The sequence below is a fragment of the Variovorax trehalosi genome (assembly GCF_051216415.1).
Taxonomy (GTDB): domain Bacteria; phylum Pseudomonadota; class Gammaproteobacteria; order Burkholderiales; family Burkholderiaceae_C; genus Variovorax.
On record NZ_JBPJZG010000004.1, the window covers coordinates 476,023 to 500,454 of the forward strand.

General features: G+C 66.8%; 21 protein-coding genes. 16 read left to right on the forward strand and 5 right to left on the reverse strand.

All coding sequences use genetic code 11. The features are described 5' to 3' along the window. The first annotated feature begins 13 nt into the window (after window positions 1-13). From ACSFA7_RS17765 to ACSFA7_RS17835, 15 genes are all read left to right on the forward strand, one after another. Window positions 14-3,067 carry a type VI secretion system Vgr family protein gene (locus ACSFA7_RS17765; RefSeq protein WP_435500598.1) on the forward strand — a complete coding sequence of 1,018 codons (3,054 nt, stop codon included), beginning with the start codon at window positions 14-16 and terminating at the stop codon, window positions 3,065-3,067. A gap of 21 nt (window positions 3,068-3,088) precedes the next feature. Then, window positions 3,089-5,683, forward strand: coding sequence for a DUF2169 family type VI secretion system accessory protein (locus tag ACSFA7_RS17770; protein ID WP_435500599.1), 2,595 nt, complete (start codon window positions 3,089-3,091; stop codon window positions 5,681-5,683). Beyond that, entirely contained in the window at window positions 5,680-6,732 is a 1,053-nt protein-coding gene (locus ACSFA7_RS17775; protein ID WP_435500600.1) for a pentapeptide repeat-containing protein, read from the forward strand. The genes ACSFA7_RS17770 and ACSFA7_RS17775 overlap by 4 nt, the downstream gene beginning before the upstream one ends. 38 nt (window positions 6,733-6,770) lie before the next feature. After that, window positions 6,771-7,454: a DUF3540 domain-containing protein gene (locus ACSFA7_RS17780; protein WP_435500601.1), complete on the forward strand. Its 684-nt coding sequence runs from the start codon at window positions 6,771-6,773 to the stop codon at window positions 7,452-7,454. Window positions 7,455-7,478: 24 nt separating this feature from the next. Beyond that, window positions 7,479-7,874 (forward strand): DUF4150 domain-containing protein, encoded by a 396-nt coding sequence (locus ACSFA7_RS17785; protein WP_435500602.1) that lies wholly within the window; start codon window positions 7,479-7,481, stop codon window positions 7,872-7,874. Between the two features lie 57 nt (window positions 7,875-7,931). Further along, window positions 7,932-10,310 (forward strand): type VI secretion system Vgr family protein, encoded by a 2,379-nt coding sequence (locus ACSFA7_RS17790; protein ID WP_435500603.1) that lies wholly within the window; start codon window positions 7,932-7,934, stop codon window positions 10,308-10,310. 25 nt (window positions 10,311-10,335) lie between these two features. Continuing rightward, window positions 10,336-10,818, forward strand: coding sequence for a DUF6484 domain-containing protein (locus ACSFA7_RS17795; protein WP_435500604.1), 483 nt, complete (start codon window positions 10,336-10,338; stop codon window positions 10,816-10,818). A gap of 17 nt (window positions 10,819-10,835) precedes the next feature. Then, on the forward strand, window positions 10,836-11,957 hold the full coding sequence (locus tag ACSFA7_RS17800; RefSeq protein ID WP_435500605.1) for a DUF2169 family type VI secretion system accessory protein: 1,122 nt from the start codon (window positions 10,836-10,838) through the stop codon (window positions 11,955-11,957). Beyond that, the gene (locus ACSFA7_RS17805) at window positions 11,954-12,985 is read left to right on the forward strand and encodes a hypothetical protein (protein ID WP_435500606.1); all 1,032 of its coding nucleotides are present in this window, start codon (window positions 11,954-11,956) and stop codon (window positions 12,983-12,985) included. The genes ACSFA7_RS17800 and ACSFA7_RS17805 overlap by 4 nt, the downstream gene beginning before the upstream one ends. 61 nt (window positions 12,986-13,046) lie before the next feature. Beyond that, window positions 13,047-14,243 carry a PAAR-like domain-containing protein gene (locus ACSFA7_RS17810; RefSeq protein ID WP_435500607.1) on the forward strand — a complete coding sequence of 399 codons (1,197 nt, stop codon included), beginning with the start codon at window positions 13,047-13,049 and terminating at the stop codon, window positions 14,241-14,243. Between the two features lie 20 nt (window positions 14,244-14,263). Beyond that, on the forward strand, window positions 14,264-15,163 hold the full coding sequence (locus ACSFA7_RS17815; RefSeq protein WP_435500608.1) for a beta propeller repeat protein: 900 nt from the start codon (window positions 14,264-14,266) through the stop codon (window positions 15,161-15,163). A gap of 19 nt (window positions 15,164-15,182) precedes the next feature. Further along, on the forward strand, window positions 15,183-16,445 hold the full coding sequence (locus tag ACSFA7_RS17820; protein ID WP_435500609.1) for a TIGR02270 family protein: 1,263 nt from the start codon (window positions 15,183-15,185) through the stop codon (window positions 16,443-16,445). A gap of 2 nt (window positions 16,446-16,447) precedes the next feature. Beyond that, window positions 16,448-16,615, forward strand: a complete 168-nt coding sequence (locus ACSFA7_RS17825) for a hypothetical protein (RefSeq protein WP_435500610.1) — start codon at window positions 16,448-16,450, stop codon at window positions 16,613-16,615. A gap of 122 nt (window positions 16,616-16,737) precedes the next feature. Next, window positions 16,738-18,447, forward strand: a complete 1,710-nt coding sequence (gene tagH / locus ACSFA7_RS17830) for a type VI secretion system-associated FHA domain protein TagH (RefSeq protein ID WP_435500611.1) — start codon at window positions 16,738-16,740, stop codon at window positions 18,445-18,447. An 83-nt stretch (window positions 18,448-18,530) separates the two neighbouring features. Continuing rightward, window positions 18,531-19,361: a PP2C family protein-serine/threonine phosphatase gene (locus ACSFA7_RS17835; protein ID WP_435500612.1), complete on the forward strand. Its 831-nt coding sequence runs from the start codon at window positions 18,531-18,533 to the stop codon at window positions 19,359-19,361. Window positions 19,362-19,407: 46 nt separating this feature from the next. Here ACSFA7_RS17835 and ACSFA7_RS17840 read toward each other — a convergent pair whose 3' ends face one another. The 5 genes from ACSFA7_RS17840 to tssA all read right to left on the reverse strand — a co-directional run bounded on the left by ACSFA7_RS17840 (window position 19,408) and on the right by tssA (window position 23,843). Continuing rightward, window positions 19,408-19,860: a hypothetical protein gene (locus ACSFA7_RS17840; protein ID WP_435500613.1), complete on the reverse strand. Its 453-nt coding sequence runs from the start codon at window positions 19,858-19,860 to the stop codon at window positions 19,408-19,410. A 213-nt stretch (window positions 19,861-20,073) separates the two neighbouring features. Continuing rightward, window positions 20,074-20,556, reverse strand: coding sequence for an Hcp family type VI secretion system effector (locus ACSFA7_RS17845; protein WP_435500614.1), 483 nt, complete (start codon window positions 20,554-20,556; stop codon window positions 20,074-20,076). A 137-nt stretch (window positions 20,557-20,693) separates the two neighbouring features. Beyond that, the gene (gene tssC / locus ACSFA7_RS17850; protein ID WP_435500615.1) at window positions 20,694-22,187 is read right to left on the reverse strand and encodes a type VI secretion system contractile sheath large subunit; all 1,494 of its coding nucleotides are present in this window, start codon (window positions 22,185-22,187) and stop codon (window positions 20,694-20,696) included. Window positions 22,188-22,228: 41 nt separating this feature from the next. After that, window positions 22,229-22,744, reverse strand: a complete 516-nt coding sequence (tssB, locus tag ACSFA7_RS17855; protein WP_013539053.1) for a type VI secretion system contractile sheath small subunit — start codon at window positions 22,742-22,744, stop codon at window positions 22,229-22,231. Between the two features lie 70 nt (window positions 22,745-22,814). Beyond that, window positions 22,815-23,843 carry a type VI secretion system protein TssA gene (tssA, locus tag ACSFA7_RS17860; protein WP_435500616.1) on the reverse strand — a complete coding sequence of 343 codons (1,029 nt, stop codon included), beginning with the start codon at window positions 23,841-23,843 and terminating at the stop codon, window positions 22,815-22,817. A gap of 71 nt (window positions 23,844-23,914) precedes the next feature. Here tssA and tssJ point away from each other — a divergent pair, with 71 nt between their 5' ends. Beyond that, window positions 23,915-24,427, forward strand: coding sequence for a type VI secretion system lipoprotein TssJ (tssJ, locus tag ACSFA7_RS17865; protein WP_435500617.1), 513 nt, complete (start codon window positions 23,915-23,917; stop codon window positions 24,425-24,427). Window positions 24,428-24,432 lie beyond the last annotated feature (5 nt).

The window sequence follows — 24,432 nt, forward strand, 5'->3', positions numbered from 1 at the left end:
TCAAGAGTAAAAAATGGCCGACCACGAGTTCCGCATCGAGACCGATTCACCCGCCAAGGACGATTTGATGTTCTGGCGCATCGTGGGTCATGAGGCCCTTGCGCGCCCGTCGGCCTACGAGCTCACCGTGCTCTCGAAGAACAAGGCGCTCGATGCCAAGGACATCCTGGGCCGTGCGTTCGATGTGGTCATCGAGTTCCACGACAAAGGCGGAGCCAAGCACGAGCGGCACTGCCAGGGCCACGCGGTGCGCTTCGTGCGCGCGGGGCACGTGGGCCGGCATTTCGAATACCGCATCACGCTGCGCTCGTGGTTCTGGCTGCTCACCAAGCGCACCAACTCGCGCATCCTGCAGGACAAGAAGATCCTGGAGGTGCTCGACGCGGTGTTCGAAGACAGCCCGATCAAGCGCTTCAAGAAGACCAAGGCCGGCAACGTCATCGGCACCCACACGCCCCGGCGCTACTGCGTGCAGCACCAGGAGAACGACTACCAGTTCCTCTCGCGCCTGCTGGAGGACGAGGGCATCTACTACTGGTTCGACGCGCACGACGCGCCCGGCACCATGCACCTGTCGGACGCGAGCGACATGGCGCACGAGAAGCTGCCGGTCGAAGGCACCTTGAGCTACATGCCCAGCGACGCGACCGAGGCGCGGCACAACGAGATCTCGCGCTGGGTGAGTTCGCGCCAGTTCGACACCGGCAAGCAGGCCTCGCGCGACAGCGACTTCAAGGCGATCAAGAAGAAGCTGGGCGCCGCCATCGACGTGAAGGACGACCACGAGCTGGCCGACTTCGAGGAGTTCGAATTCCCGGGCGGCTACTTCACCGGCGACGACGGCGAGAACCGCACGAAGCTGCGCGGCGACGAGCTCAACGCGCGCCGCGATCGTCACTGGGCGCTCACCACCTGGCCCGACGTGACGGCCGGACGAAGCTTCAAGTTCGAGGGCGACCCCGACGGCACGCGCGATGGCGAGTACGTGATCGCGGCCTGCACCTTCATGGCGAGCCACCCCGGTTATGAAAGCGTGGGCGCTGGCGGGGCAACGCCCCAGCAGGTGCACACGTCACTGGCCGATGTGCTGCGCGACGATGCGGTGAACGCCGACACGCTGCAGGTGCTGCAAGACCTGATCGCCGGCACGCCGATGCTCAACAGCTCGCAGCCGGGCGTGAGCGCCTTCCTGATCACCGCGATTCCGATGGAGCGCGCCTACCGGCCGCCGCGCCTCACGCCGCGCGTGACCATGCCCGGCCCGCAGACGGCCATCGTGGTCGGCCCGGCCGGCGATGAGTTGCATGTGGACGATCAAGGCCGCGTGAAGGTGCACTTCCACTGGGACCGCTACGACGAGAGCAACGAGAAGTCGACCTGCTGGGTGCGGGTGTCGCAGCCCTGGGGCGGCAAGGGCTGGGGCGGGTATTTCATTCCGCGCATCGGCCAGGAGGTGATCGTCGACTTCCTGAACGGCGACCCGGACCGCCCGGTGATCGTCGGCCGTGTCTACAACGACGACCAGCCGATTCCGTACAAGTCGCCCACGCAGAGCGGCTTCAAGACCCGTTCCACGCCCGGCGGCGGCCCCGCGAACTTCAACGAGATCATGTTCGAGGACAAGAAGGGCGAGGAGAACATCAACATCCACGCCGAGTTGGACATGAGCCGCAGCGTCGAGCGCGACGACTCGACCACCATCGACCGCGACCAGACCGTCACCGTCAAGCGCGACCAGACGACGCTGGTGGACCGCGACCGCAAGAACACGGTGACGCGCAACGACACCAACATGGTGGTGGTCGACCAGAAGAACACCGTCAAGGGCAACCAGAACAACCAGGTGGTGGGCAACCGGACCACGCATGTCGACATCGACGACAAGACCATCGTCACCGGAACCAGCCTGACCGATGTGACCGGCGCGCGCACCGACACCTCGCGCGCCGGCGAGACGCGCAACGTGGTCGGCAACCAGACCATCACCGTCAGCGGCAACGTGACCTACAAGGCCGCGAACATGACCTTCGAGGCCGGTCACATCGACTGGCTGGTGACGGGGGCAAACTCGAAATACATCACGGTGCCCAAGGGCCCGCTGCACCTGATGGCCAACAAGATCAAGCTGATGAGCAACACCGGCATCGAGATGATGGCGGTGGGCAACATCGACGCCACGTCGGTCGGCTCCAACACCACGGTGCTGGGCCCGAACTCGAGCGGCTACATCGGCACGAACAGCGAAGCCAACCTGGGCATGGCGCGCTCGACCTTCATCGGGATGAGCATCGACAACGCGCTGGCGCTGGCCGTCAACAACTTCGTCGGCCTGGCCGTCGAGACGGCGTTGGGGGTGAAGCTGTCGTCCGGCGTCGCACCCGAGATCCAGGCATTCCCCATCGAAGTGAAACAGGCGACCCTGCACACGTTCTCGCCCGGCACCGGCATGGGAGGCGCCGGTGGCGCTGCAGTTGCCGGCGCGCTGGGTTTCGTTGCGGGCGTCGAGAGCGTCAAGAAGGACGTTGCCGCCACGCTGAAGCAGTACGCCGATGCGGCCCAGCAGCTCAAGGATGCCGCGGCTGAAGCCGATCTCGCGGACCTCCCGGGATTGGGCGACAGGTTGAGGGCGCTGGCGGGCTACACCGAGCGTCGGCGCATCGAAGGCATCGTTGCCGCGGTTCCTGTCGTCGGGACCATCCCCGTCATCCTGGCCGAAGGCCTGGGGACCGTGCTGGGTCTCAAAACGGGTGCGGAGCAGTGGGCGGACGATACGTCCCGCCTGGCCGACAACACCCCGGCCCCTCCGCCCCCCCCACCGCCGCCGGAAGGCGAGGCCGCTACGCCGGAGCCGACGCAGGAGTGGACGCCAACGCCACCACCACCACCGCCACCGCCACCGCCACCACCACCACCACCACCGCCACCGCCACCGCCACCGCCACCGCCACCGCCACCACCGCCACCGCCACCGCCACCGCCACCGCCGCCGCCGCCGCCACCGCCACCGCCACCGCCACCGTCCGATCCGATGGACGGCGGGGTGCCGCCGAGCGGCGGGGTGCCCTGAGAGAGAACGCCAGACGCGACCATGCAAGTCCTCAAACCCCAGGCGCTCGGCCTTTCGACGCGCCCCATCGAGTTCCGCAAGCGCTTCGGCCTGAGCATCAGCGCGTGCCTGTACCTGCCCTTCGCGCAGGGCGAGCGCGGCACGCTCTGGGCCGAGCAGTCGATGTGGTCGTTCCTCGGGAAGGAAATGGCGCAGCCTCTGATCGACGAGGGCGTGGCCAAGCTCACGCCGGAGTTCCTGGTGCATGGCCGGGCCTTCACTTCGCCCGACCGTGCCGACGGCTGTGCCGTGCGCGCGCGCTTTGGCACACGGGAGAAGACGCTGCTGGTACTGGGAGACCGCTATTGGGACGGCACGCGCCCCAGCGCCGCCCAGCCGTTCGCGCAGATGCCGCTGGACTGGTCCCGCGCCTACGGCGGCCCCGACTTCGCCCCCAACCCGGGCGGGCGCGGCCGGCAGAAAACCGACGGGGTGGCGTGGCTGCCCAACATCGAATTGCCCGGGGATCGCCTGCTGCGACCCGACCAGGCCGTCGCACCCGCGGGCATGGGCGCGCTCGACGTGATGCATCCGCAGCGCGTGCAGTACCGCGGCACCTACGACGCCGACTACCTGAAACAGCACGCGCCCGGCTTCGCCCCCGATACCGACTGGCGCTACTTCAACCTGGCGCCGTCCGACCAGTGGATGGGAGAAGCGCTCGTGGGCGACGAGCCTTTCTCGTTCGAGAACATGCATCCCGACAAGCGGTTGGTTGAAGGCCGCCTGCCCGGCATGCGGGCGCGTGTGTTCGTCGGCTACAGGATGGAAGTGGGCGAGCCCAAGGTGCGCGAGGTGCCGTTGCGCCTCACGACCGTGTGGTTCTTTCCGCATGCCGAGCGCTGCATCGCGATCTTCCAGGGACTGGCCGAGGTCGGCACCGACGACGGCTCCGACGTGGTGAGCCTCATGGGGGCCGTCGAGCGGGTGGGCCAGGCCAGGACCGATGCCCACTACCTGGATGCCGCAGCAAAGCGCGCCGACCCGAAGATGGGCGCCGTCTACGCCCTGGTCGACAGCGACCTGCTGCCCGAAGGCGCCAGCACCCTCGACCCCGAGGTCGAGGCCGCGAAGTCGCCGTTCGCGCTGGAAGGATTCCAGGGCGAAGCCCAGCGTCGCCGCGCCGAGCTGGACGTGGAGATCGCGCGCGAGAAAGTCGTTGCGATGGGCAAGGACCCCGATGCCCTCGGGATCCGGATGCCGCCGCGCGAGAAAGTTCCCACCGGCGATGCCCTGCCTGCCTACCTGCTGCAGAAGATGAAGGAGGCCGAAGCGCAGAAGTGGGCGGCGATCGAGGATGCCGTCACTGCCGTCGAGAAAGCACTGGCGTTCGCCGAAGAGAACAAGATCGACATCGCCTCGCTGCAGCACCGCGGGCCACCCACCTACGACCCCGACAAGCATCTGGTCCAAATGCAGGCGCTCGCGAGCAGCACCACGCAGCCACCCGACCTGCGGCCGCTGTTTCCCAAGCTGTGCCGCATCGAGGATGCGCATCGCGCGGGCTACCTGCAGTCGGCGCACATGCAGCCGCCGGCCTTTGCCATGCCGGCGGAGGAAGCCGCCACGCTGCGCAGCGAAATGGCCCGCGCCAGCGCGGCCGGCATCAAGTTCTTCGCGGGTATCGACCTCACCGGCGCGGATCTGTCGGGCCTGGACCTGAGGGACGTGAACTTCGAGGGTGCGTGGCTGGAGAGCGTGAACTTCGCGCAGACCAATCTCTCGGGCGCCAACCTGTCGGGCGCCGTGCTCGCACATGCGAACCTGCAGGGCGCCATTGCCATCGGCGCGAAATTCGCGAAAGCCAACCTGGGCAAGGCCGTGCTTGCGCACGGCGTTTTCGACGACGCGGACTTCACCGAGGCGACGCTGATGCATTGCGCCTTCGCCGACACCCAGATGCGGCGCGCGAGGTTCGCCAAGGCCAACCTGCTTGAAACGAGCTGGGGCAACGCCGACTGGACCGGTGCGCTGCTGGCCGGCCAGCTGTTTCACAAGCTCGACCTGCGCGGCATGCGCTGGCCGGAGGCAGACCTCTCCGCATGCAACTTCCTGCACTCGGATCTCTCGGGCGTGGACATGCACGAAGCGAAGCTGGATGCCGCCACCTTCGCGACCTCCAGGCTCGACGGTGCGAAGCTCATGGGGGCGCAGTGCGTGGGCACCGTGACGGTGAAGGACTCGAGCCTCGTCGGCGCGGACCTGAGCCAGGCCAACCTGCGCAACTTCAACTTCGGCGCCTGCGACCTGCGCGGCGCCAAGCTGGTCCGGGCGGTGCTGGACGGCGCCAACCTGTGCGAGGCGCAGCTGGAGGGCGCAGACCTGCGGCTGTCCAGCGCCAAGGGGGCGTTGCTGCGAAAGGCCGGGTGCGTGAACGCGCTGCTGTCGGGCGTGAACTTCAGCGACGCGATCTTCCAGTCGGCCAACTTGCGTGGCGCGGACCTGCGTCGCAGCAACCTGTTCGGCGCCGACCTCAGCCGTGTGCGCCTGGACGGTTCGACCAGCTTCGATGGCGCGCTGCTCAAGCGCGCGCGCACCTGGCCGCGGCTGAGCCCCGAAGAACAGGCCATGGCATGACGCCGAACCTGCTGTCCATGGCCGTCAGCCTCGGCGAGGCGCTGGAAGGGCTCGACCTGCGCAAGGGCGCCTATGCGCGATTGATGCTCGCCGGCGCCGTCTTCTCGAACATCAACTTCGCCGAGGTCGACTTGCGCGGTGCCGACCTGCGCGAGGCCGTGTTCGACCACTGCGACCTGCGCGGCGCCCTGGCCTCGGGCGCGACACTGCGAAAGGCGGTGTTCAACCGCTGCATCCTCGATCATGCGGACCTGCGCCAGTGCGACCTGCACGGCGCAGTCTTTGCCGAATGCGAGATGTCGCATGCGCAACTGGCCGAGTCGGCGCTGTCGATGGCCACCTTGACCCGCTGCCGGCTCGAACACGCGGTGCTGCGCGGCGCGCGGCTGGACGGCGCGGTCATCACCCATTCGATATTGCTCGACGTGAATGCCGACGACACCAGCTGGCAATACACCACCATCAACGAGTGCGATCTCTCGCACCTCACCTGGGTCGGCGGGCAGATGCTGCGCAACGTGTTCTTCAAGACCTCGCTCAAAGGCATGTCGTTCGCGGGGTTGACGCTGGACGGCTGCCAGTTCACATCGACCGACCTGGGCGGTGCCGACTTCAGCGGCGTCAAGCTGCAGCAATGCAACTTCCAGGGCGCCGTCCTGGATGGCGCTAAGTTCGTCAAGGCGATCGCGCCGCTCACGATCTTCTGCGCGGCCACGGGCAAGGGCATCGACTTTTCGGGCGCCCGGCTGCGGCAGGCGCTGTTCACCGGCGCGGTGCTGCCGCATGCCAACTTCGCCGGCTGCGACCTCTACCAGACGCACTTCGCCGACGCGAAGCTGCAAGGCGCCAACTTCAGTGGCGCCGAGCTCACCTACGCCGACTTCCGGCATGCCGACCTCACCGCAACAGACCTGCGACGGGCCACGATGCTGCGCGCGGTGCTGCACGGTGCACTCACCGACAACGCCCAGATGAGCGACCGCGCGCGGGCCATCGAATCCGATCCCGACCTGTTGGCGTCCGAACGCTGGCAACCGCTGGTCGCCTGAACGCGACCCATCGAACGGAAAGAACAAGGAAAGACACCATGAACGCAACACTGAAGAAACCCGCCGTCGCCCCGGCCCGCAAACACCGCGCCGCCAAGGCCATCGCCGGCGAGTGGTGCGTGGGCATTGTCGGCATCGACGACAGGAGCGACAGGAGCGACAGGGGCGACAGGGGCGCACTCGTCGTGACCAGCGGCGAACTGCGGCTTCACGCCAGGCGGGCCGCCAGTTGCCTGCTCGCGCCGGCTGCGGGCGACAGCGTGGCGTGCCTGCGCATTGCGCCCGACGAGCTCTGGATCATGGGCGTACTGCAGCGGGAGGAAGGCACACCCAACGTCGTGGGTTGTCCGGGCCAGATGCGCATCGCGGTGGACGGTGGTGCGCTCGAACTGGCGGCCGCACACATCGCGCTCAAGTCGGACGACCTGGACATTGCCACGCAGAAGACCCGCGTGGCCACCGACAGCGCAGAGGTCGTGGGCCGGCAATTGAGCTTCATCGGCACCCACATCAAGGTGGTTGGCTCGATGCTGTCTTCGGTGATGGACCGGGTGCAGCACTTCAGCAAGAGCTACCTGCGCACCACCGACGGCATGGACCGCGTGGCCGCCACGCACATCGAGTGCGAGGCGCAGCAGTTGCTGCGACTGGAGGGCGAGCACACGTTGGTGAACGGCCGCGAACTCATCAAGGCGCGGGGCGCGCAGATCCATTTCGGCTGAAAGAAAAAAGAAGCGGAGCACAGCATGTTCGCCAACTGCCAGCTGATGGGCACCGACATGGGGTTTCCCGATGTCTGCATCACACCCGCCGCACCGTCGCCGATCCCGGTGCCGTATCCGAACATCGCGATGGGGCCGATGGCGATTCCGAACTGCCCCACGGTGTTGGTCATGGGCGCACCGGCGCACAACCTGGGCACCACCATTCCCATGACCAACGGCGACAACTCCGGCGTGCTGCTGGGCGTGGCTTCCGGAACGGTGATGGGGCCGAGCCGCCACCTGACAGGCGCATTCACCGTGCTGTGGATGGGCATGCCCGCATCGCGCCTGACCAGCGTCTCGCTGCAGAACAGCACCAACTGCCCGGGCGTGCGCACGGTGCCGAGCCAGCCCCTGGTGGTGCTGCTGGCGCCATAGAAGAAGACAACGGCAATCACCGGCGCCCCGGCGCCGCGGAAGGGGAGAAGGCCACCGATGGCTGATCACGAGTTCCGTATCGAAAGCGATTCGCCCGCCAACGGCGAGCTGATGTTCTGGCGCATCGTGGGTCACGAGGCACTGGCGCGCGCGTCCACCTACGAGCTCACCGTGCTGTCGAAGAACCGGGCGCTCGACGCCAAGGACATCCTGGGCCGCGCGTTCGACGTGGTCATCGAGTTCCAGGACAAGGACGGCGGCGTGCACGAGCGCCACTGCCAGGGCCATGCGGTGCGCTTCGAGCGCACCGGTCATGTGGGGCGGCACTTCGAATACCGCATCGGCCTGCGCTCGTGGTTCTGGCTGCTCACCAAGCGCATCAACTCGCGCATCCTGCAGGACAAGAAGGTGCTGGATGTGCTCGATGCCGTCTTTGAAGACAGCCCGATCAAGCGCTTCAAGAAAACGAAGACCAGCAACGTGATGGGCACCCACAACCCGCGGCGCTATTGCGTGCAGCACCAGGAAAGCGACTACCAGTTTCTATCGCGACTGTTGGAAGACGAAGGTATCTATTACTGGTTCGACGCGCACGACGCGCCCGGCACCATGCACCTGTCGGACGCGAGCGACATCGCGCACGACAAGCTGCCCGTCGAGGGCACGCTGCGGCACGCGGCGACCGACGCCACCGAGGCGCGCCACAACGAGATCTCGCGCTGGGTGAGCGCGCGCCAGTTCGACACCGGCACCTACGCATCGCAGGACAGCAACTTCAAGTCGATCAAGAAGAAGCTCGAGGCCGCGGGCGGCGCGCCCGACAAGCACGAGCTGGCCGAGTTCGAGGCCTTCGAATTCGCGGGCGGCTACTTCTCGGGCGGCGACGCGGACGACAAGGGCAAGCTGCGCGGCGAAGAGATCGTCGCGCGCCGCCAGCGCCACTGGGCGCTGACCACCTGGCCCGACGTGACCGCGGGGCGCAGCTTCACCTTCGAGGGCGACCCTGACGGCGCGCGCGATGGCGACTACGTGATCGCGGCCTGCACCTTCGCGGCGAGCCATCCGGGCTACGAGAGCATTCCTTCCAACACGCCGCGGATGCCGATCGAGCGGGCGCTGCGCGAAGCGCTGGCCGACGATGCGGTGAACGCCGAGGCGCGGCCGGCGCTCGAGGCGCTGATTGCCGGCGCGCCCGCACTGCGCAGCGACCTGCAGGGCACGAGCGCCTTTCTCATCACCGCGCTGCCGATCGACGTGCCGTTCCGCCCGCCGCGCCTCACGCCCCGCGTGGTCATGCCCGGGCCGCAGTCGGCCATCGTGGTGGGGCCGGCCGGCGAGGAAATCCATGCCGACGATTTCGGCCGCGTGAAGGTGCACTTTCACTGGGACCGCTACGACAAGAGCGATGAGAAATCGACCTGCTGGGTGCGCGTGTCGCAGCCGTGGGCGGGCAAGGGCTGGGGCGGGTATTTCATTCCGCGCATCGGGCAGGAAGTGATCGTCGATTTTTTGAACGGCGACCCCGACCGGCCGATCATCGTGGGCCGCGTCTACAACGATGACCAGCCCATTCCCTTCGGCTCGCACACGCAGAGCGGCTTTCGCACGCGCTCCACGCCCAAGGGCAGCGCCTCGAACTGCAACGAGTTCCGCTTCGAGGACAAGAAGGGCTCCGAGCAGGTCTACCTGCACGCCGAGAAGAACCAGGACATCGAGGTCGAGAACGACGAGACCCACTGGGTCGGCCACGACCGCACCAAGACCATCGACCACGACGAGACCACGCACGTCAAGCACGACCGCACCGAGACGGTGGACAACAACGAGACCATCACCGTGCACGGGCAGCGCACCGAAACGGTGGACAAGAACGAGACCATCACGATCCACCAGAACCGCACGGAGACGGTGGACCTGAACGAGACGATCTCCATCGGGCAGAACCGCACGATCACGGTGGGCGCGAGCGAGACCGCCACGGTGGCGCTGCAGCGCACGCACACGGTGGGGATCAACGAGACCATCACCGTGGGCGCGGCGCAGGAGATCACGGTGGGGGCGATGCAGGCGGTGACGGTGGGGGCAAGCCAGACGATCAACGTAGGCGCGAATCAGTCGAGCAGCATCGGGGCGAACCGGTCGGTGGATGTGGGGGCGAACCTCTCGACCACCGTGGGAAAGAACGAGTCGCGCAGCGTGGGGGAGGGGCGCACCACCAGCGTGGGCAAGGACGACGCGCTCACGGTCGGCAAGAACCTGGTCATCAGCGCAGGCGACTCCATCTCGATCACGACGGGCAGCGCGAGCATCACGATGAAGAAGGACGGGACCATCGTGATCAAGGGCAAGGACATCACGGTCGAAGGCTCCGGAAAGATCAACGTCAAGGCCAGCAGCGACGTGGTGATCAAGGGCTCGAAGATCTTGCAGAACTGAAACCATCCATGACGGAGGACCGACCATGAGCGGCAGGGATCTGATCGAAGCGCAGTTGCAAACGGCCGCGGACGCCACCGCGTGGAATGCGGTGCTGACGGGTGAACTCATCGCCATCACGGACGACGGCGGCTCGCCCCTCGTCGTGTTTCCGGGCCAGCCCGGCACCGCGGCCGTGCGTGCGCGCAGCGTGGTCGACCTGCACGGCGCACACATCGGCCGGCAGGTCGTGTTGATGTTCGAGGCGGCAGACCCGGCTCGGCCCATCGTGATGGGCGTGTTGCGTGGCGGAGAGGTCTCGGACCTGTCCACGATGCCGGCACAGGTCGATGTGGAGGTCGACGGCGGCCGGATGGTGGTCGACGCGAAGGAGCAGCTCGTGCTGCGCTGCGGCAAGGCCAGCATCACGCTCACCAAGGCGGGCAAGGTGTTGATCCAGGGGAGCTACGTGTCGAGCCGCTCCACGGGTGTGAATCGCATCAAGGGCGGATCGGTGCAATTGAACTGATGCCCCTGGAGAAGCCCGTGGAACTGATCAACGCCACCCGCATGGTCGCCAGCTACAACATCGGCCTGGAGCCGAGCGGGCGCGAGTCGCTCGTGGTGGTCATCAAGGGCACTTTCCGCATGCCGCCACCCGACGCGCCCGCCGGCCATTTCGCGTTGCACGAGGAACAGGTGCCACTCGTGATGGCCGACACCTTCACCGGCGAGCCGGGGCTCTCCGCACCGGTGTACGAGATCGATTTCGCGCCGCGCAAGCAGCGTTGCGACATCCTGTTGCTGGGCAGCGCCTACGCGCCGCAGGGGAAGCCCGCGACACAGATCGAGGCGGGTGTGCGCGTGGGCAACTGGAGCAAGAGCCTGGCTGTCGTCGGCCCGCGCCACTGGGAGTGCGGACCGCTCGGCGCGGTCGCTTCGCCGCCCGGCGTGTTCCTGCAGCAGCCGCTGTCGTACGACGTTGCGTTCGGCGGCACCGACCTGCGGCATGAAGACCCGTCGGAACATGCCGCTTTCATGCCCAACCCCGTGGGCCGCGGTTTTCACAAGCACATCCGCATGGGCTGGGTCGACGGAGCGCCGCTGCCGCGTACCGAGGAGATCGGCCACGCAGTGCACGACCCGGGCGGCAACTACCGTCCGATGGCTTTCGGTCCCGTGGGGCGCGGCTGGTCCACACGGTCGTGCTTTGCCGGCACCTATGACGACGAATGGCTGGACAGGCACTTTCCGTTTCTGCCGCCGGATTTCGATCCGCAGTACTACCAGGCAGCACCGATGGACCAGCAGGTGCCGCTGGAAATGTTCCAGCAGGGGCCGGTCGACGTGGTGCTCGGCAATCTCACGCCAGAGGGCATCACGCGCTTCGCCATTCCGCACTTGGTGGCACCGGTGCATGTCTTTCCCAGGCACGGGGCGCGCGAGGACTACACGGCCACGCTCGATACCGTGGTGCTCGAGCCCGATGCGCAGCGCTTCACGCTGTCGTGGCGGGTGACGAGGCCGCTCAGGAAGAGCATCTTCGAGATTGCGCAGGTGCTGGTCGGGAAGAAGGGCAAGGCGTGGTGGCAGCAGCGCGAGCAGGTGGTGTTCCCCATTCCGGTCGTGATGGTTCCCATGCACCCGAGACAGGCGGCCCCCGCATGAGCGCGTCCCCGATCTCCATCCTTCGCACTGGCCTGGTCACCGCGGTCGGGCTGCGCGCGGACGCGTGCTGTGCCGCATTCCGCGCCAAGCTGACGAACCCGACGCAGACACGCTTTCTCGATGGGGGCAGTGAATGGATCATGGCCCACCAGGTGCCGTTGTCGCAGCCTTGGCGTGGCATCACCAGGCTTGCGAAGATGGCCGCGATGGCGATCGACGAAGCGTTGGCGGATGTACCCAGGGATCAGTGGGAGCGATTGCCCTTGATCCTGTGCGTGGCGGAGGCAGAGCGGCCCGGGCGCATGGCGGGACTGGACGACGAACTCTTCTCGCAGGTTCAGGAGGAGCTCGGCATTGTCTTTTCCCCTGCATCGGTGATCGTCACGCAGGGGCGGGTCGGTCTGGCTGCCGCGCTTGCGCAGGCCCGGATGCTGATGGCCGACGCCAATGTCCCGCGCGTGCTGGTGGCCGCGACGGACAGCCTGTTGTCCTGGCCGACGCTGAGCTACTACGAGCAGCACGATCGCTTGCTGACGGACGACAACTCCAATGGCTTCATGCCCGGAGAAGCCGCCGGGGCGTTGCTGCTGGGGAGGCCGCAGGGCCGCGCCGGAGAACTGCTGTGCAGCGGTATCGGCTTCGGCCGCGAGACGGCCCGCATCGACGACGAGGAACCGTTGCGCGCCGAGGGGCTCGCGCAGGCGATCAAGGCGGCGCTGGCCGAAGCGGGGTGCCAGATGCATCACATGGATTTCCGCATCACCGACAACTCGGGCGAGCAGTACTACTTCAAGGAAGCGTCGCTGGCACTCTCGCGCACGTTGCGCGTACGCAAGGCGGAATTCGACATCTGGCATCCGGCCGAATGCACGGGCGAGATCGGCGCCGCATCGGGCGTTGCCATCGTCGCCACGGCACTGGCGGCCTGCGACAAGCAATACACCTGCGGTCCGAACATCCTCGTGCACCTTTCCAACGATGCGGGGCAGCGCGCCGCCCTGTGCCTGCAATACACGGTGCCCGCATGAGCGCTGCGACGGGCCGCCCCAAGCAAGCTCGCACCGCAGTGCGCAGCACAAGGGTATGCCAATGAGCAATCAGGTCTACGCCAACCACATGGAGGTGTCGTGTAAGCAGGCGGCAGGAAAGTCGGCGTGTGCGTTTCCGGATGTGTGCTTCACCCCTCCGCAAACGCCGGCGACCCCGCCTGGCGTGCCGATTCCCTATCCGAATACCGGTATGGCCAGCGACACCAGCGACGGTTCGACCAGCGTGAAGATTTCGGGGCAGGAAGTCATGCTCAAGAACAAGAGCTACTTCAAGAAAAGCATGGGCGACGAGGCCGGGTGCGCGCCGAAGAAGGGCGTGATGACGAGCAAGAATATGGGGAAGGTGTACTTCACGATGTGGTCGATGGATGTGAAGGTGGAAGGGGAGAACGTCGTGCGCAACCTGGACATGACCACGCACAACCATGCCTCGTTTCCGTCGAACACTTCGCCCTGGCCCTACATCGACGAGGCTGCGCTGGCAGACCCGGCGCACCCGTGCAACAAGCATTTCCAGGAAGAAAGTGCGGCCTGCGCGGGCAGGGAGGTGAGAAAGTCCGACGGCACGCTCAACGTGGCGGCAAGCAAGCGGGCCCTGTGCGAATCGAACGACGCGGCGGCGGCGTGCCGGCGCGCCCGCAAATGCCGGATGGCCCCGTTCTCCCCCAACCTGTGCTGCGACTCGAGTTCGCCGCACTACAGCCAGCCGCACCATCTCGTGGAAGACCACTGGATCAAGGACAACGCCGACTTCCCCTGGTACAAGAGCCTGCGTTCACCGGCGAACACGAAGGACGCCGTCGACGCGCTCAAGGCCACGAACCCCGCCATACGGTCGGATGAGGACGCGCCTTGCGTTTGTGCGACCGGCGACAAGTGGCGTGCGGAGCATGGGGAGTTGCACGTCATCCAGGGCAACTACGAGCAATCCTTCATGCCGGGTGGCTTCCGTGCCAACCAGCCCTGGGACTTTGCGGCCGCGAAGTCCGGAGGCGTGATGGCGCATCAGATGGTGTTCGTCGACGATGCGGGAAGCCCGATGTGCGACGACGAGTGCATCAAGGCCCAGCTCGACAATTTCTATGGCGACGATCCGGACCGGCGCTTGAACCCGCCCGAACGGATTCCTCCCAATACAGAGGCTGCGCGCGGTGTGACCGAGCAACAGTTGCGGCCCTATCTCAACCCCACTCCGGTGACGCAGAAGCTTCCCTTCCCGCCGGGATTCAGCCTCTGATCCCTTTGCCGACGCGACCCATGCAAGAAAACAACCCGCTCACCTTCGGTCCAGGCTGGCTGATCTCCGCGGAGATGGCTGTCGTGCTGGCGCGCAACGCGAAGCTCGATGCCGACGGCATCGACCGCGACCTGATCTATTTCAGGTCGGGGCGCGACTGGTCATGCATGCCAAGCCTGGGCGTCGGTTGCCAGTTGGCCTATGACGGCGCGAGAAAGGAACTGCTTGTCGTGACCGGAAATGGCCTCGTGCAGGTCGTCGATGCGAATGGCAGCCGCGCGGAACTCATCGATGCTTCACCGGAAGGCCCCAGCAACCTGCAATGGATCCTGGGGCTGTCGCTGATCGGCACCGCGGTGTATGCCTACGGAATGTGCCGCCAGGTCTATCGGCGGCTGGAAGATGGCACTTGGCAGCGGGTCGATGCAGGCATCCGGATACACGACGTCGCGGGCATCAAGTCGATGGCCGGGCACGACGAGCGCGAGATGTACGCGGTGGGATTCAAAGGCGACATCTGGCTGTGCAGGGACGGACAGTGGACATCCGTCGATTCACCGACCAATGTGAAACTGGAGCAGGTCGCCGCAACTTCGTCGGGAGATTTCATCGCGTGCGGCGGGGCCGGCACCGTGCTGCGCGGTCGAGGATTCAGCTGGGCGCAACTGCCGCAGGCCGAACTCAGGGACACGATCTGGGCGGTCACCGAGTTCGATGGAACGGTCTACATGAGCACGACCAACCGCCTGCTGATGTTGCGGGACGACGTGCTCGAAGTTGTCCCGGGACTTCCCGCCGATGCGCACTCTTTCGGATTTCTTGCCAGGAGCGCCGGTGTTCTCTGGTCCATCGGCCATTCGGACCTGCTCGCGTTCGATGGCCGGACCTGGGTGCGCATCGCCCCTCCACCGTCCGCATAGCCTCGGGAAGCCGGCGCTCATGGTCGCGATCCTCCGTCCTCCCATCCCTGTCATCGTGCAGCAGCACCTGGACGACACCGCCGTGCTTCGTTCGACGCGCGCAGAACTGCTGCGCTCGCCGCACGTCCAGCTGCATCGGCTGCGCCGCCTGGACGACCGTCTGGCGGCCAGTCTCGACGGTCTGGCGGTGGCAGGTGACTTCGCGCGCGGCCTCTGCGTTGCCGCGCTGGAGGCCCCCAGCCGGGGCGCGGTGTTCGCGAATGCCGTTGGCGCCATCGACGCCCGCGACCCCGCGCTGCTCGAACGCCTGCTGTCGCTCGCCGAGGCCGTGCCCGAGGCGCGCGTGGGCCTGGTCTCCGCTTTCGGATGGGTGCCGGCCCCTTCGCTGCGCGGCATCACCCGGGCGCTGCTGGATTCGCCGCATGCCTTTCGCCGCGACATCGGCCTTGCCGCATGCGCCATGCATCACGCCGACCCCGAGGCGGTGCTCGAAACCGCCATGGCCCATGTGGCGACTGCAAGGCAGGCCATCGTCGTCGCCGGAAAACTGGGTCGCACCGACCTGCTGCCCGGTTGCGTGGGCGGGTTGTTGCATGAGGACGCCGGGCGCCGGTTCGAAGCGGCCCGCTCCGCGCTGCTGCTCGGCGACCGGCAAGCCGCGGTGCGAACGCTCGTCGCGCTCGCAAGGACCGCCGGCCCTTGCCAGACGGCAGCGGCAGTGCTGGTGCTCAAGGTCCTGCCCGCCGTGCAGGCCCATGCGCTGCTCCACGCGCTGGCGCAGGAGGCCGACTGGTTCCGCATCCTGGTCCGCGGCATCGGCGCGGTCGGCGATCCGCACTACGTGCCCTGGCTCATTGCGCAGATGAACGACCCGAAGCGGGCCCGGCTGGCCGGCGAAGCCTTCAGTGCGATCACCGGGCTGGACCTTGCCGCCGAAGATCTCGAACTGAAGCCCCCCGAGCACCCTGCGGCCGGCCCCAACGACGATCCCGACGATGAAGACGTGGCCATGGACGAGGACGAAAGCCTCCCCTGGCCCGATGTGGAAAAGATCGATGCCTGGTGGCAGGCCAATGGCCATCGCTTTCCGCCCGGCAGCTGTTGCTTCGTGGGCGGACCGGTCTCTCCGGATCACTGCCTTACCGTGCTCAAGACAGGAGGCCAGCGCCAGCGCATTGCCGCCGCTGACCATCTGTCGCTGATGGCGCCGGGCACCCCGCTGTTCAATGTGGCGGCACCGGCATGGCGCCAACAATGGCTGCTGTCGCAGATGGAGGCCTAGCCATGCAGGCCAGGCTCGTCCTCGCCGCACTGGCCGCCGTCTTCCTGATTGCGGCCGCGATGCGCTGGGCACGCAACGCCAGGCGCGTCGACCCCGCCACCCGCACCTGGCTCCTCATCGCCTTCATCTTCACCGCCGTCGCAGCCTGGCTGCAATGGCATACCTCTTAAGGCGAGATTGCCAACGTGCCCCACGGAATGAATACTCCTTCTGAGTTTTTTCGCCCGTGCACGCCCTGCGCGCGCGGGCTGTTTTCGGGCATAGAAAGGCCTAGAGCCTCGGGGGCCGATTCATGATCCATATCGCTGTCATCACCCGGCAAGGCGCTCCGGCAGGGCAGCCCATCGCCGCCGACTTCGGACCCAACGGGGGCACCATCGGCCGGGCCGACACCAACACGCTGGTGCTCGACGACCCCGACCGCACGGTCTCGCGCGTGCATGCCCAGGTGCTGTGCCGCGATGGCCAGTACTTCGTGATCGACCGCGGCAGCAATCCGCTGCAGTGCAACGGCGTGTCGCTGGGCTCGGGCAAGGAAGCGCCGCTCACCGACGGCGCGCGGCTGGTGGTCGGCAGCTTCGAGCTCAGCGTGCGCGTGACGGCAGCGGCGGCACCGCCTTCGCTGGCGATTCCCAACACCATCATGTCGGCGCCGGCCGCCGCGCCGGCGGGCGGCACGGGTGACGATCCCTTTGCCGATCTGCTCGCGGGGCTCGGCTCGCCGCCGGCGCCTGCACCCGCCGCGTCCGGTGCCAAGGCCGCTGCACCCGCCAGCGCCGACTCGCTGCTGTTCCCCGACCCGATGGAAACGGGCTCGCGCAACGCGCAGGCCGCGCAGGTCGATCCGTTCGCCAATCTGCTCGGGCCCACACCGAGCTCCGCGCCGGCCGCGGGCATCGGCGCGCTCGACGATTTCTCCGACCTCGGTGCGCCGCCCGCACACGGCAAGGCGTCCGGCATCGACGAGCTGTTCGGCGGCATGAACAGCGGCGGCGGCATTGGCGGCGACCCGCTCGCGCTGTCGCCGCTGGCCGATCCGCTGCTGCAGCCGAACACGGCGTCGTCCGCGGACCCGCTCGCCGCATTGCAGAGCGCGGCACCGTCCACGCCGACGCCGCGCTCCGACCATTTGCCGATCGACCAGTTCGGCTTCACGCCGCCGAAGGCTGTGACGCCACCGCCACCACCGCCTCCTCCGCCGCCATCACCTGCACCCGCGCCTGTGGCCGCAGTGCCAGCAGAAGTGCTGCCGCAGTTCGACGACATCACGGGCCAGCCGATCCGCATCAGCGGCCCCGAGTTGGGCAGCAGGCCGCTGGAGGCTCTGCCTCCTCTGCCGCCACCGCCGCCGCCACCCGTTCAACGCGCGCCCGCACCGGCTGCTCCCCGCGCCGAACGCACGGCCACTGATGACGAGCTGCTCGCCGCCTTCCTGCGCGGCCTGGCCAGCACGCACCAGCCGCCCGAGATGCTCACGCCCGGCCTCATGGAGCGCATCGGCTCGATGCTGCGCAGCGCCACCGAGGGCACACTCCAGTTGCTGCTCACGCGCCAGGAGTTCAAGCGCGAGGTGCGCGCCGAGGTCACGATGATCGCGGCGCAGGCGAACAACCCGCTGAAGTTCTCTCCCACGGTGGAAGTGGCGCTCGCGCACCTGCTGGGGCCCGGCGTGCGCGGCTTCATGCCGCCCGAGGCCGCGATGCGCGATGCCTTCAACGACCTGCGCGCCCACCAGTTCGGCGTGATGGTGGGCATGCGCGCGGCGCTGGCCCACGTCATCACGCGCTTCGAGCCCGGGGAGCTCGAGAAGAAGATCAGCGCGAAGTCGGCGCTCGACGCCATCTTCGCGGCCAACCGCAAGGCCAAGCTCTGGGACCAGTTCGTGGCGCTCTACGGCGGCATCGCGAGCGAGGCGGAAGACGATTTCCACAACCTCTTCGGCAAGGCGTTTCTCGAAGCCTACGAAGAGCAGATGGCGCGCCTGAAGTCCGACGGACAGTGACGCGGAAGAAGAAAAAAAAGCAGAAGAACGACGACCTCGGTCGACACCACCACAACAACACCAGCACACGCGAGGCACCCCGCTTGGAAATCGAAATCGTCACGTTGTCCCGACAGGGCGGCCGCACCTACAACGAGGACGTCCATGGCCACTGGCATGACGAGCGCTACGTCGCTTGCCTGGTGGCCGACGGCGCGGGCGGCCATGGCGGCGGCGATGTGGCGGCGGCCACGGCGCGCAGCAGCGTGCTGGGCGGCTTCTCGGCGGCGCCGGGGCTGGACGAATTCACGCTGCGCACGCTGGTCGAGCAGGCCAACCGCGACGTGGTGGCGCGCCAGGCCGAGGGCGGCAAGCTCGCGGGCATGCGCTCCACCATCGTCTTTGCGGCGATCGACCTCGAAAACCAGGCGCTCGCCTGGGTGCACAGCGGCGACAGCCGGGCGTACCTCTTTCGCGGCGGTGCCATCGTGGCGCGCACCACCGACCACAGCCTGGTGCAGCAGATGGTTGCCGGCGGCATGCTCGACGAGGAGGGCGCACGCCTGCATCCGCAGCGCAACATGCTCTTGTCGGCGCTCGGCTCGATCGAGGAGGCGCCCGACATCGCAGTGTCGGATCGCATGCGCCTCGTGGCGGGCGACGTGCTGTTGCTGTGCAGCGACGGTGTATGGGAGCCGCTGGGCGACGAATGCCTGGTCGAGACGCTGCATGCCTCGCGCACCCCCAGCCAGTGGACCGATCTGCTCGACGCGCAGATCAAGGCACACGCCAAGCCGGGCCACGACAACTACACGGCGCTCACGCTGTGGGTGATTCCCGGTGAAGAAGACGATGCGACGCGGCTGCTGCCGGTCGATGAGTCCGCGCAGCCCGGGGGCACCGGGGCAGGCAGGGAAGACGGAAACCAGGAATGAGGGGCCGGCCAGCAGGGCCGGCCGGATGCCCTGATGGGCGTCGACTCTAGAGGTCGACGTTGATGTGCAGGATCAGCTCTTCCTCGTCGGTCTTGTCGAAGACCGCGGTCACGAAATCTTCGATGGTCTGCGCCATGTAGATCACGACCTGGTCGCCGAGCTTGGCCGTCTGCCCACGCAGCGCATTGAGGAATTCGCTCTGGATCTGGCTCGAATCCTTGCTGGAGTCGAAGAAGTATTTGAGCTTGATGTCACCCTCGAGGAAAAGGGTGAAGTCCAGGCCGAAGGAGCAGATCGCGCCGAACCGCGCATCGGCGATTTTCTTGAACTGCTGCTCGATCTGGGTGAGCGTCCCGTTCCGGGCGGTCTGCGAGGTCTTGTTCGCGAAGTTGTCCGCGAGCGCCACGGCCTTCAGCGCGATCAGGCTGCCTTCGGTCCACGCCGATCTTGACTGCTTGAAGCCATAGCTGCCACGGGCCTTGAGTTCGAATCCGATCATCTCGGTCTCCTGGTCTGACGGCAGCCGCTGTCGCTGCGGCAGGCGCGCGGGCGCCGTGCCGAGCGCATGGGCTCGATGCCGTCGAAGGTTTGTTTGTTTGTTTTCGGGTGCCGTGGCGATGCGCCACGACCCTCCCCGGTGGCCAGGCGTTGCCTGGAGGCGGGCTTCGCACCCGGCGGCGATGCCGGGGGAAGCGCCACGCCGTGGTCGGTGTCAGACCTTCTTGTTGGCCGCGATGTCCCAGCCCGTTTCCTTGGTGCCGTCGCCGGAACCGTCGGCCTTCTGGGGCGTGTACTCGTACTTGAACTTCGAGAAGTTCAGCGTCAGGGTCTCGGTCAGGCGGTCTTCGCCACCGCTGCCGCCGGTGTGGACGCTGCTCACCAGGATGTCTTCCATCGTGAGCTTGATGTATTCGAGCGGCGTGGCGCCGGCCTTGCGCACCACCAGCGTGCCCTTCTTGATGTGCTGGCCATTGCAGCAATCCAGGAGCAGCAGGTGCGAGGAAGAGTCGACGTACTTGGTGATCGAGACGTCCTGCACGCTCACCTTGCCGGCGCCCGAGCCGCCGCCCACGTGGCCGGTGCCGGACTGGCTGGCACCCCAGCTCCAGGCGAGAACGTCGATTTCCTTCTTGTGCGAATCGTCCTTGGATTCACCGTCGACGCCTTCGAGCTTCAAAAACATGTCTGCAGCCATGATGCTTACCTTTCAGTTGTGTGTGAGTCAGAGAAAAAGGGCTTCCGTGCGGTGCCTAAGCGTTGGTGCCCGGGAGCTATCAAGAGAACGAGCAAGGGGCCGGGTTTTCAAAGGCCCCCCGAAGGCATATGCCTTCGTTACTTGCCGCCCTTGGCCGAGGGCAGCTTGGACACCAGCCGCAGCGACACCGTGAGGCCTTCGAGCTGGTAGTGCGGGCGCAGGAAGAACTTGGAGGTGTAGTAGCCGGGGTTGCCCTCGACCTCTTCCACCACCACTTCGGCCGCGGCCAGCGGCTTGCGGGCCTTGGTCTCTTCCGAGGAGTTGACGGGGTCGCCGTCCACGTAATTCATGATCCATTTGTTGAGCCAGCGCTGCATGTCGTCGCGCTCCTTGAAGCTGCCGACCTTGTCGCGCACGATGCACTTGAGGTAGTGCGCGAAGCGGTTGCAGGCAAAGAGGTAGGGCAGGCGCGCCGCGAGGTTGGCGTTGGCCGTGGCGTCCGGGTCGTCGTACTCGGCCGGCTTGTGCAGCGACTGCGCGCCGATGAAGGCCGCGAAATCGGAGTTCTTGCGGTGGATGAGCGAGAGCAGGCCCGCCTTGGAAAGCTCGGCTTCGCGCCGGTCGCTGATGGCGATTTCGGTCGGGCACTTCTGGTCCACGCCGCCGTCGTCGCTCGGGAAGGTGTGCAGCGGCAGGTTCTCCACTGCGCCGCCCGACTCGATGCCGCGGATGCGCGAACCCCAGCCGTAGAGCTTGTACGAGCGGTTGATGTTGGTCGCCATCGCATACGCGGCATTGGCCCAGGCGTACTTGCTGTGGTCGGCGCCGGCGGTGTCTTCCTCGAAGTCGAACTCCTCCACCGGGTTGGTGTTGGCGCCGTAGGGCGTGCGCGCCAGGAAGCGTGGCATGCACAGGCCCAGGTACTTGGCATCGTCCGAATCGCGCAGCGACCGCCAGCCGGCGTATTCGGGCGTGAGGAAGATCTTGGTCAGGTCGCGTGGATTCGCGAGCTCCTGCCACGACTCCATCTGCATCAGGTTGGGGCTCGCGCCGGTGATGAAGGGCGCGTGCGCCGAGGCCGCGATCTTGGACATTTCGCCGAGCAGCTCGATGTCGGGCGGGCTCTGGTCGAAGTGGTAGTCGCCCACCAGCGCGCCGAAGGGTTCGCCGCCGAACTGGCCGTATTCCTGTTCGTAGATCTTCTTGAACATGGGGCTCTGGTCCCAGGCCGCGCCCTTGAACTTCTTCAGGCTCTTGGCCAGGTCCACCTTCGAGATGTCCATCACCCGGATCTTCAGGTGCTCGTCGGTCTCGGTGTTGTTCACCATGTAGTGCAGGCCGCGCCACGCACTCTCGAGCTTCTGGTAGTCGGGGTGGTGGATGATCTTGTTGACCTGCTCGGTCAGCTTGGCGTCGATCGCGGCGATCATGGCCTGGATCGACTTGGTCACATCCTTGCCGATGACGGTGCTGTTGCTCAGCGCCTGCTGCGCGAGCGTGAGCACCGCGGCTTCGACGGCGCTCTTGGCTTCGTCGCTGCGCGGCTTGAATTCCTTTTGAAGGAGCGACGAAAAGTCGCTGCCCGCATAGGCAACGTCCTTGAGTGCGCTCTGCTCGAGTGCTTCTGCCATGGTGGTTTCTCCTCGTGTACCGGTGTGTCAGGCGTTGGGGTTCAGGCGGCCGGCTTGCTGCCGTCCTCCGGCTTGGCGGTGGCGGCGAGCGACTGCAGCAGGGCCGGGTCTTCCAGCACCTTGGCCAGCAGTTCCTCGGCGCCGTTCTTGCCGTCCATGTAGGTCACCAGGTTGGACAGCTGCGTGCGCGCCTCGAGCAGCTTGTTGAGCGCGCCGACCTTCTTGGCCACGGCCGCGGGCGAAAAGTCTTCCATGTTCTCGAAGGTGAGCTCCACCTTGAGCTCGCCCTCGCCGGTGAGCGAGTTCTCCACCGCGAATGCGGCGCGCGGCTTCATGGCCTTCATGCGCGAGTCGAAGTTGTCGACGTCGATCTCCAGGAACTTGCGGTCGGCCACGGGCGCGAGCGGATCGGTGGGCTTGCCCGACAGGTCGGCCAGTACGCCCATCACGAAGGGCAGCTGGATCTTCTTCTCGGCGCCGTAGAGTTCGACGTCGTATTCGATCTGCACGCGTGGCGCCCGGTTGCGGGCGATGAATTTCTGACTGCTCTTGGCCATGGCGATGCTCCTTGCGGGGGTAAATGGGGCGGTTCGATCAACAGAGGGAAAAAAGAAGGGGAAGAGGCGGCTACTCGGACGAGCGCTTGCCGGTCACGGTCTCGATCGTGTCCAGCGCACCGGGCGCGAGGTTGGCCATGATTTCGAGAAAGCTCACGCCGATGAGCTTCTTGGCGCGGTCGATCAGGAGCGGCGCGGGGTTGCCGGGCTCGGTCTGTTCGAGAAAGCGGATCACGCGGTCCAGCGTCTGCAGTGCGTCCTGCCGGCTCTGGATCTCGCCGCGCGCGGCGGCCGGGCGCGGTGCGCCTCCGGCCTGTGCGGCATCGCCTTCCGCGCCTTCTGCAGCGGCTTCTTCGGGCGCGCCGATGGCGGCGCTGCAGGCTCTTTGCAGCATGCGGCCGATGGTGCGAAGCGGGGCCAGGTCGATCACGTCGGCGCGGCCGGTGCGCTCGACCAGCAGGGCTTGCAGCTTCTCGACCAGCGCGGGCACGCTGATGGCCGCCTGGATCAGCTCGGGCCGCTCGGCATGCAGCGCCTCGAGGCCGCCCTGGATCTGCGCCGGCGAATAGGTGGCTTCGCCGCCCACTGCGTTCAATGCGTTGTTGGCCACCGCGATGTCGCGCACGCGGATCGCGCCCACGCCGGGCGCCAGGCCCACCTGCGCGTCGTACAGGTCCTTCAGCACCATGGACTCGTCGCCCAGCGGTGCCAGCGCGTTCAGGCGCATGGTCGGGTCGTTGTCGTCGTCGGCATCGAGCTTTGGATGTATGCCTTCCCAGAACCGGTCGAGCAGGCCGGTGAGCAGCTCGAGCCCGGCGACGAAGCCGGTGATGCCCTGCAGGCGCGTCGATGCGCGCAGCAGCAGCACCGCGGGACGCACGTCCTTGCTCCTGCGCAGGAGCGCATCGGACTGCTCGGCCACCTGGCGCCACTCCGGCTCCACCGCCGGGATGACGGTGTCGCCGAACTGTTGTTCGGGTTTGCCCTGTGCGGACGTGGTGAGCGCGGTGAAGTCCGCGTCGTACTCCAGATCGTCCCCGCATGGCGATGCCTCGCCAATGGGCGTGAGCAGTGCTTCGACAAGTTCGTGAGTCAGCATGTTGCCTGTTCGAGTTCGCTGGTGATAATCAAAGATGCGTCAGGACCGGTCAATGCAACGAAGGGAATAGCATGCGCACGCTGGGTACACACCATTCGTCCTATGAAGGCTTCTTCGCTGCGGCATCGCGGCGCTGTGTGGCGGCCCTCGGGCTCGCCGTTGCGGGGCTTGTCCTCGCAGGCTGCGCGAGCAAACCGGTGGTCACGCCGGTGAGCATCACGCTGGTGGCTGGCGCCGATGCCAACCCCGATGCGCGCGGCCGCGCCTCGCCGCTCACGGTGCGCGTGTATGCACTCAAGTCGCCCGGACCCTTCGAGGGCGCCGACTTCTTCTCGCTGTTCGAGAAGGACCAGGCCACGCTCGGCGCCGAGCTCGTGCAGCGCGAAGAAATGCTGCTGCGTCCCGGCGAAACAAAGAAGCTCGACCTCACGCTGCCCGCCGATGCCAAGTCCATCGCGGTGATGGCTGCGTTCCGCGACCTCGACCGCGCGCGCTGGCGCGAAGTGGTGCCGGTGACCACGGGCAAGCCGCAGACGCTCACGGTCAACTTCGGCGCGCGCCAGATCCGCATCGACGCGAAGTAAGGGCG

What these genes read in the sequence shown, in the direction of transcription:
- ACSFA7_RS17775 (WP_435500600.1), top strand. Translation starts at nt 5,680, where the DNA reads ATGACGCCGAACCTGCTGTCCATGGCCGTCAGCCTCGGCGAGGCGCTG.
- ACSFA7_RS17825 (WP_435500610.1), top strand. Translation starts at nt 16,448, where the DNA reads ATGCAGGCCAGGCTCGTCCTCGCCGCACTGGCCGCCGTCTTCCTGATT.
- ACSFA7_RS17785 (WP_435500602.1), top strand. Translation starts at nt 7,479, where the DNA reads ATGTTCGCCAACTGCCAGCTGATGGGCACCGACATGGGGTTTCCCGAT.
- tssA (WP_435500616.1), bottom strand. Translation starts at nt 23,843, where the DNA reads ATGCTGACTCACGAACTTGTCGAAGCACTGCTCACGCCCATTGGCGAG.
- tssC (WP_435500615.1), bottom strand. Translation starts at nt 22,187, where the DNA reads ATGGCAGAAGCACTCGAGCAGAGCGCACTCAAGGACGTTGCCTATGCG.
- ACSFA7_RS17805 (WP_435500606.1), top strand. Translation starts at nt 11,954, where the DNA reads ATGAGCGCGTCCCCGATCTCCATCCTTCGCACTGGCCTGGTCACCGCG.
- tssJ (WP_435500617.1), top strand. Translation starts at nt 23,915, where the DNA reads ATGCGCACGCTGGGTACACACCATTCGTCCTATGAAGGCTTCTTCGCT.
- ACSFA7_RS17845 (WP_435500614.1), bottom strand. Translation starts at nt 20,556, where the DNA reads ATGGCTGCAGACATGTTTTTGAAGCTCGAAGGCGTCGACGGTGAATCC.
- ACSFA7_RS17770 (WP_435500599.1), top strand. Translation starts at nt 3,089, where the DNA reads ATGCAAGTCCTCAAACCCCAGGCGCTCGGCCTTTCGACGCGCCCCATC.
- tssB (WP_013539053.1), bottom strand. Translation starts at nt 22,744, where the DNA reads ATGGCCAAGAGCAGTCAGAAATTCATCGCCCGCAACCGGGCGCCACGC.
- ACSFA7_RS17795 (WP_435500604.1), top strand. Translation starts at nt 10,336, where the DNA reads ATGAGCGGCAGGGATCTGATCGAAGCGCAGTTGCAAACGGCCGCGGAC.
- ACSFA7_RS17780 (WP_435500601.1), top strand. Translation starts at nt 6,771, where the DNA reads ATGAACGCAACACTGAAGAAACCCGCCGTCGCCCCGGCCCGCAAACAC.
- ACSFA7_RS17765 (WP_435500598.1), top strand. Translation starts at nt 14, where the DNA reads ATGGCCGACCACGAGTTCCGCATCGAGACCGATTCACCCGCCAAGGAC.
- tagH (WP_435500611.1), top strand. Translation starts at nt 16,738, where the DNA reads ATGATCCATATCGCTGTCATCACCCGGCAAGGCGCTCCGGCAGGGCAG.
- ACSFA7_RS17815 (WP_435500608.1), top strand. Translation starts at nt 14,264, where the DNA reads ATGCAAGAAAACAACCCGCTCACCTTCGGTCCAGGCTGGCTGATCTCC.
- ACSFA7_RS17810 (WP_435500607.1), top strand. Translation starts at nt 13,047, where the DNA reads ATGAGCAATCAGGTCTACGCCAACCACATGGAGGTGTCGTGTAAGCAG.
- ACSFA7_RS17790 (WP_435500603.1), top strand. Translation starts at nt 7,932, where the DNA reads ATGGCTGATCACGAGTTCCGTATCGAAAGCGATTCGCCCGCCAACGGC.
- ACSFA7_RS17840 (WP_435500613.1), bottom strand. Translation starts at nt 19,860, where the DNA reads ATGATCGGATTCGAACTCAAGGCCCGTGGCAGCTATGGCTTCAAGCAG.
- ACSFA7_RS17820 (WP_435500609.1), top strand. Translation starts at nt 15,183, where the DNA reads ATGGTCGCGATCCTCCGTCCTCCCATCCCTGTCATCGTGCAGCAGCAC.